Here is a 7,241-nt window from a genome sequence, read left to right on the forward strand (position 1 = left end):
AATCTTAAATCTCAAACTTCAGATCTCAAATTAATAAACTTCCGGATTTGCAATGTGCGGCATTTTTTCTCCTTTTGAAAAAGCAATCAGATTTTCGGCTGCCAATTTAGTCATTCCGTTTCTAGCTTCCACCGTTGCAGAGCCGATGTGTGGAAGAATGCAAACATTTGATAATTTTAGAATAGGATCATTCTCTTCAATAGGTTCCGGATTGGTAACATCTAAGCCAGCTCCCCAAATTTGTCCTGAAACTAAAGCTTCATACAAATCTTTCTGATCATGAAAACCTCCTCTTGCCGTATTCACAAAAATTGCATTTTTTTTCATTTTTTTGAAAACGGAAGCGTTAAATAAATTACTCTGTTCGGGTTTAAAGTTTGCGTGAATACTCAAAACATCAGATTGTTCAATCAATTCATCAAAAGAAACATATTTTGCATTGAGTTCTTTTTCAGCTTCATCATTGTGATTTCGGTTGTGATAAATAATATTCATTCCGAAAGCTTTTTTGCATTTTTCAGCCATCTCAAAACCGATTCTTCCTAAACCGAAAACGCCCAAAGTTTTGCCATACAATTCCTGACCAAGCTCATACATCGGATCAAAATTTCCCCAATTATTATCTTTCACCTTCTGAAAATAAAAAGCTGCCCGTCTCGCAACCGATTGCATCAATAAAAAAGCGACATCTGAAGTAGCCCGGCTCAAAACATCCGGTGTGTTTCCGATCGGAATATTTCTTTTCGTAGCTTCTTTAATATCTACATGGTCAAAACCTACACTGAACAAGGCAATTGCTTTTACATTCGGACATTCTTCGAAAAAATTCTGATCGTATTTGTTGTGACCAACATTCAGAATTACATCTGTTTTTTTACAGTATTGAAGCCATTCTTCATGCGACAAATCATCATTTTCCGGAATTGTAATTTCCAAACCTGCTTCTTTCAGCATTGTAATTCCTATCTCGGGAATTCTTTTATTGATAAAAACTTTCATTTTTTGTTTATTTAAAATTAAAAAACCTCACTATTTTTTAAAATGAGGTTTGTATTAATTGATATTGATTGTATTCACTTATTGAAGTCCAATTTTCATTCCGAAACTGTCTTTACCGATCATTTTAATCGAATAAGTTCACCTTTTCTTTTTACAATATTTTTATAATCCCATTGAATTTCTTCGGATTTTTTGAGCCAGCGTTGAATATCAGCTTCATTAATTTCATTGACATTATTATAAAATATCGAAGCATCTTTAAATTTTTCACCTTCTACATTCAATTGTTCTTCATGGAAAGATTTTCCGCTCCAAAACATTAATCGAATACCTTTTTTCTGTTTGCTAAAACCAACAATTGGATTTTCTTCTAAAAACCAGACAGGATGAGCGTGCCAGATTTTCGACTCAGCATGAACTAAATTTTCATCAATTAAATATGATAATTTTGAGCAAATTTCATGATCAGACCCGGTTTGTAAACTGTTGTAATTCTGGATTTCGGTATTCATTTTTTAAAATTTACTTTGAACCATTAAGATTTATTAAGCATTTGAGAATTATTAAGTTTAGCTTCGCTTTAAGCATAATACTTATTAAAATCTATCTGATTTTATCTTAATTAATCTTAACCTTTTAATTCTCTTAATGTTTAAAAATATTTTAAGTATTAAATTACTGGTTTGTATTATTCAACATCGGAACAAATTTATACGCTCCAAATTCTTCTTTTTCAATTTCTGTGGGAGAAATTTTTGTAAATCGATATAAAACCTGCTGATCGGCCGGACCTAGAGGAATCACCATTTTCCCACCTACTTTTAGCTGTTTTAATAATTCTGTCGGTAAAACTGAAGCTCCGCAAGTCACAATAATTTTATCGAAAGGCGCAAAAGTCGGAAGCCCGGCAAAGCCGTCCCCAAAACTTTGAAATTTTGGATAAAAATGCATTTCCCTCAACTTTTTTTTAGAAAAATCAAAAAGATCTTTCTGTCTTTCAACGGTGTAAACCAAGGCTTTCATGGCCAATAAAACCGCAGTCTGATAACCACAACCCGTTCCGATTTCCAATACTTTCTCACCTTCTTTTACCTGTAAAAGTTCAGACTGTTCTGCAACGGTTGAAGGATGCGAAATTGTCTGATGTGCCAAAATAGGAAAAGCCCGGTCTTCATAGGCATAATCTTCGAAAATACTTTCTATAAAAAGATGTCTGGGAACTTTATTTATTGCAGCAAGTACATTTTCATCAGAAATCCCGATTCTCTGTCTGAGATATTCAACCAAATTTTTCCTTTTCCCTTTATGTACAAACGAATCCTGCATTCCACAAAAATAATAAATTGATTTGAAATTTAGTCTTTGACATTTGAAATTTTGCCGTTTATTTATGCCACGAATACATGAAAATTAATTGTGAAAAATTTACTTTAAATTTCTCGATTTCGAGATCACTTAATCTCAAATTTCAAACTTAAGATTTCAAATTAAACTTTTATCTTTACAAAAATTAAAAAGCTATGTTAAAAGCAGGTTTGGTCGGCGCCGGACATTTGGGGAAAATACATTTAAGACTTCTGAACCAGTCTGATAAATACGAATTTGTGGGTTTTCATGATAGGGATGCAGAAAACAGCAGAAAACTGGAAGCTGAATTCGGATATAAATATTTTGAAAATTTCGATGAGTTATTAGACCAGATTGAAATGTTGGACATTGTAACTCCAACACTTTATCATTACGATTATGCTTTAAAAGCTATTGAAAAAGGTCTTCATTTTTTCATTGAAAAACCGGTTACCCAAACTCTTGAGCAGGCTGAAGAAATATTAAAAAAATGCCGTGAAAATGGGATTAAAGCACAGGTGGGTCACGTTGAAAGATACAATCCTGCGTTTATCGGAGCAAAAGATTACATTCAAAACCCCATGTTCATTGAAATTCACCGTTTGGCAGAATTTAATCCTCGTGGAACTGATGTTTCGGTGGTTTTAGATTTAATGATTCACGATCTGGATATTTTGTTGAGCGTAGTAAAATCTCCGGTGAAAAATATTCATGCAAGCGGAGTTTGTGTAGTCAGCAAAACTCCGGATATTACCAATGCAAGAATTGAATTCGAAAACGGTTGTGTTGCCAATTTAACGACGTCAAGAATTTCTATGAAGGCAATGAGAAAAAGTCGTTTTTTCCAGAAAGACGCTTATGTTTCTGTAGATTTTTTAGAGAAAAAAGCAGAAGTAATCCGAATGAAAGATGCTCCCGAAAATCCTACCCCTTTTGATATGATTATTGAAAATGCTGAAGGTGAAAAAAATCAGATTTTGTTTGAATATCCAAATATTCAGCCTAATAATGCGATTTTAGACGAATTAAATTCTTTTGCAGACGCCATTATGGAAGAAAAAAATGTAGAAGTTTCTCTGGAAGACGGAACTGAAGCTTTGAAAGTAGCATTGAAAATAATGGAATTAATTTCTTAACAGCATATTTTAATACAAAAAAATCTCTTTTGTTACGAAAGAGATTTTTTTTTGTGTCAAACTGATGATATCTTTCTTCATTTCATTACATTATTCCGTTCATTGATTACATTTAAGCAAAACCTCCTTTTAGCATCCATTTATTCTTTGGAAATTTACGGTTTAATAAAATGATTCATGAATATGGGGAAATATAGAAATATTATTTTTTATGTAGCAACGATTATTTTTTTCTCGTGCATCATGTACTGGTTTTTCATTGAAGGGAAAACTTTGGAAATCGGGGAAAACATTCCGCCAAGCAAAGCAACGGGAACTACCATGTGGGAAAACTTCACAGATTCATTTTTATCCAATCTTCATCATCCTTTAGCACTTTTACTGGCCCAGATTGTAACTATAATTATGGTCGCAAAACTATTTGGCTGGATTTGTATGAAGCTGAAACAACCTTCAGTCATTGGTGAAATGATTGCAGGTATCGTTTTAGGACCCTCACTTTTTGGATTGTATTTTCCTGAGCTTTCATCCTTTATTTTCCCAAAAGAGTCATTAGGAAACCTACAGTTTTTAAGCCAAATCGGTTTAATTCTCTTCATGTATATTGTTGGAATGGAGCTTGATCTTAGCGTTTTAAGAAAAAAAGCGCACGATGCGGTGGTCATCAGTCATGCAAGTATTATCATTCCGTTTGCTTTGGGAGTAGGACTTTCATATTTTATTTATAAAGAATTTGCACCGGAAGGAATTCAGTTCAGTTCTTTTGCTTTATTCATAGCCATTGCAATGAGTATTACTGCATTTCCTGTTTTGGCCAGAATTGTTCAGGAACGAAATCTCCATAAAACAAAGATTGGAACCGTTGTCATTACTTGTGCTGCAGCCGACGATATTACAGCCTGGTGTATTTTGGCAGCCGTAATTGCCGTCGTAAAAGCGGGTTCTTTTTCGGGTTCGATTTTCGTGATTATTATGGCAATCGTCTATGTTTTCATTATGATTAAAGCAGTAAGACCATTTTTACACAGAATTGCAGAATCTCAAAAAGGAAAAGGCTTCATCAGCAAAGCTTTGGTTGCTATATTTTTCTTAATCCTGATTATCTCATCTTACGCAACAGAGGTTATTGGAATTCACGCTTTATTCGGAGCATTCATGGCAGGAGCAATTATGCCGGAAAATGTAAAATTCAGAAATCTTTTTATCGAAAAAATAGAAGATATAGCCTTGGTTTTACTGCTTCCATTGTTCTTTGTTTTTACAGGTTTAAGAACGCAAATCGGTTTATTAAATGATCCGCACTTATGGAAAATCGGTGGATTTATTATTTTAACAGCCGTCGTCGGAAAATTTGTGGGAAGTGCTTTAACTGCAAAATTTCTTAAACTCAGCTGGAAAGACAGCCTCACGATTGGCGCATTGATGAACACAAGAGGTTTGACCGAACTGATTGTTTTAAATATTGGTTATGATTTAGGCGTTTTGGGACCGGAATTGTTTGCCATGTTAGTCATTATGGCACTATTTACGACCTTTATGACCGGACCCTGTCTTGATGTGATTAATTATTTCTTTAAAGGAAAAAAATCGTCTCTCGAAGATGAAGATTCAGATCATAACGATGCAAAATACAGAGTTCTTCTCTCTTTTGAAACACCACAATCAGGAAGCACTTTGTTAAAACTTGCCGATAATCTTACCCATAAAATGAACGGAAACAAGAGTGTGACTGCAATGAATATCGCTCCCGTGGACGAACTTCACCCTTTCGACATTGATAATTTTGAGAAAGAACAGTTTAAAAATGTTATTGAAACTTCCGAAGAACTGAATCTTGAAGTCACTACTCTATTCAAGGCTTCAACAGATATTGAAAATGATCTCACCAATATTTCAAACAAAGGAAATTACGATCTTCTTCTCATTATGCTCGGAAAATCAATGTATGAGGGAAGTTTGCTCGGAAGACTTTTAGGTTTCACTACAAAAATCATTAATCCTGAAAAATTACTCAATACCGTAAAAGGGAAAGGCAATATTTTCAACAATTCGCCTTTTGATGATTCTACGCTACAGATTTTGGACAATACGAATATTCCTGTTGGAGTTTTAGTTGAAAAAGATTTCAGTTCGGCGGACAGAGTTTTTATTCCGATGTTTAATCTGAGCGATTTTTATCTGCTTGAATATGCAAAAAGACTGATTAACAATAACAATTCACAGATTATTATTCTGGATGTTGCCGGACAGATCAGAAATAATATCGAAGTGAAAGAGCTCATCAGAAGTATCGAACAAGTTGCACCCAATCACATTACTTTATACAACGAAAAAAGAATTGAAAAGGAGTTTTTAAACTCTCAGGATTTAATGTTAATCAGTAAAAAAAGCTGGCGAGAATTGATTGATTCTAAAAGTCTTTGGCTTTCTGATATTCCTTCAACTTTGATTATTTCGAATCCTTAAAACACAAAATGCCTCCATAGATTAACTATTTGATATTTTAACAGCCCTAACTTTAAAAGTTGAGGCTTTCTTAGACTTCTTTAAATGGTGTGCTTTCTTAGGACCAGAAATATATTTTTAAAATTGCAATCAATATTAAATTGCTTTTACTAAAACAGATTGTTCTTCTATTCAGTCTTTTTAGGTGCGTTCTGATATTAAGATTCATTCTTTCAATAATATTGGTTTGAAATCTTTTTGTGCTGTGAATTTCTTTTGGAATTAGATATTAATAATTTCTGAGCTTGTCGGTGTAGATCTTTTCAGGATTTGAATTGATTAAGGTTTTTAATACTGAGTTTAAAGTCTCATTGGTTCTCTTTCCTAAATAAAACATATCACCTTTTTTCTTTCTCTTTCTAATGCATAAACGAGCCATACAATTTCTTCTTTATTACTAATATATGTTCTTAATTCATCTACTTCATAAGTTTTATTGCAGCAAATTAAAGGTGGCTGTATATTATTTGAAATTTTAACAATCCTTTTGAGCAAAGTGGTGGTTGATATTCTTAAAAACCTTGCAATGCTTCTTATGCCCATTTCTTCCTTTGTTAATCGAATGGTTTTAGAATCAGTATTTTTTCTACAAGCTTGGTAAGAATATTTTAAAACACTTGTTTTTCTGCATAGAATACACTGAAATCTTTGTTTGCCGTTTTTGGTTTTTCCGAATTTTATAAGCTTATTGTTTTCATTAACACATCTGGAACATATATGAAAAGTAGATTGCATTTGAGGCCTTAAATTTCTTCCAAAAATAAAAAGAGTAACCAAAAAGTTACTCTTTTTCAGTGATTTTTATGAGTAATATTTACTTAAATATCGATCAATTAAGAAAACCAACACTTCTGATACATTACCTATAAAAACGTGCTCCATAATCATACATGCCGGTCTCTTGTAATTCTTTTCCGTTGTACTTGTATTTGTAACTAGGATTTCCAACTGTAGCATTATATCCTTCATGCTTTAAACCAAAAGGATAGTAATTGTTTTCTTCAAGAACTTCTACGCTGCTTCCATTATGAAAATAACTTAATCTTGTATTTCCTAAATGATCTGCATAATTGTAAATATACTTATTATTTTCGAAATCGAAATACCCTTCTTTCGTAGGAACAAATTTGATCAGCGGGTCAGCCGAGGTAGAGATTATCTCATATTGAAAACCATCCAGATATTCTGTTGTTTTTTGTTTAAAAACAGATACTTCACTGTATTTATATATTTTCTTTAATTTGGTACCATCAG

The 7,241-nt window shown here is 33.0% G+C and carries 7 protein-coding genes and 1 pseudogene; 2 read left to right on the forward strand and 6 right to left on the reverse strand.

Features of this window, described 5'->3' with window-relative positions:
* Positions 1 to 30: 30 nt before the first annotated feature.
* The 3 genes from ACOOWA_RS08780 to ACOOWA_RS08790 all read right to left on the reverse strand — a co-directional run bounded on the left by ACOOWA_RS08780 (position 31) and on the right by ACOOWA_RS08790 (position 2,325).
* Complete coding sequence (locus tag ACOOWA_RS08780) at positions 31 to 999, reverse strand: 2-hydroxyacid dehydrogenase (RefSeq protein ID WP_421374618.1); 969 nt, start codon at positions 997 to 999, stop codon at positions 31 to 33.
* A 119-nt stretch (positions 1,000 to 1,118) separates the two neighbouring features.
* Entirely contained in the window at positions 1,119 to 1,511 is a 393-nt protein-coding gene (locus tag ACOOWA_RS08785; protein ID WP_421374619.1) for a DUF1801 domain-containing protein, read from the reverse strand.
* Positions 1,512 to 1,674: 163 nt separating this feature from the next.
* Complete coding sequence (locus ACOOWA_RS08790) at positions 1,675 to 2,325, reverse strand: protein-L-isoaspartate(D-aspartate) O-methyltransferase (RefSeq protein WP_421374620.1); 651 nt, start codon at positions 2,323 to 2,325, stop codon at positions 1,675 to 1,677.
* A gap of 194 nt (positions 2,326 to 2,519) precedes the next feature.
* Here ACOOWA_RS08790 and ACOOWA_RS08795 point away from each other — a divergent pair, with 194 nt between their 5' ends.
* Both ACOOWA_RS08795 and ACOOWA_RS08800 read left to right on the forward strand, forming a co-directional pair.
* Positions 2,520 to 3,482: a Gfo/Idh/MocA family protein gene (locus tag ACOOWA_RS08795; RefSeq protein WP_421374621.1), complete on the forward strand. Its 963-nt coding sequence runs from the start codon at positions 2,520 to 2,522 to the stop codon at positions 3,480 to 3,482.
* A 183-nt stretch (positions 3,483 to 3,665) separates the two neighbouring features.
* Entirely contained in the window at positions 3,666 to 5,948 is a 2,283-nt protein-coding gene (locus ACOOWA_RS08800) for a cation:proton antiporter (RefSeq protein WP_421374622.1), read from the forward strand.
* A gap of 97 nt (positions 5,949 to 6,045) precedes the next feature.
* Here the strand turns inward: ACOOWA_RS08800 and ACOOWA_RS08805 are convergent, their stop codons facing one another.
* From ACOOWA_RS08805 to ACOOWA_RS08815, 3 genes and pseudogenes are all read right to left on the reverse strand, one after another.
* Positions 6,046 to 6,156, reverse strand: coding sequence for an IS1 family transposase (locus ACOOWA_RS08805; RefSeq protein ID WP_421374623.1), 111 nt, complete (start codon positions 6,154 to 6,156; stop codon positions 6,046 to 6,048).
* A gap of 155 nt (positions 6,157 to 6,311) precedes the next feature.
* Positions 6,312 to 6,722: a hypothetical protein gene (locus tag ACOOWA_RS08810; RefSeq protein ID WP_421374624.1), complete on the reverse strand. Its 411-nt coding sequence runs from the start codon at positions 6,720 to 6,722 to the stop codon at positions 6,312 to 6,314.
* A 124-nt stretch (positions 6,723 to 6,846) separates the two neighbouring features.
* A pseudogene (locus ACOOWA_RS08815) lies at positions 6,847 to 7,241 on the reverse strand (RHS repeat-associated core domain-containing protein); the annotation flags it as partial.

The organism is Chryseobacterium sp. GP-SGM7, from assembly GCF_049166575.1.
In the GTDB taxonomy this organism is placed as follows: domain Bacteria; phylum Bacteroidota; class Bacteroidia; order Flavobacteriales; family Weeksellaceae; genus Chryseobacterium.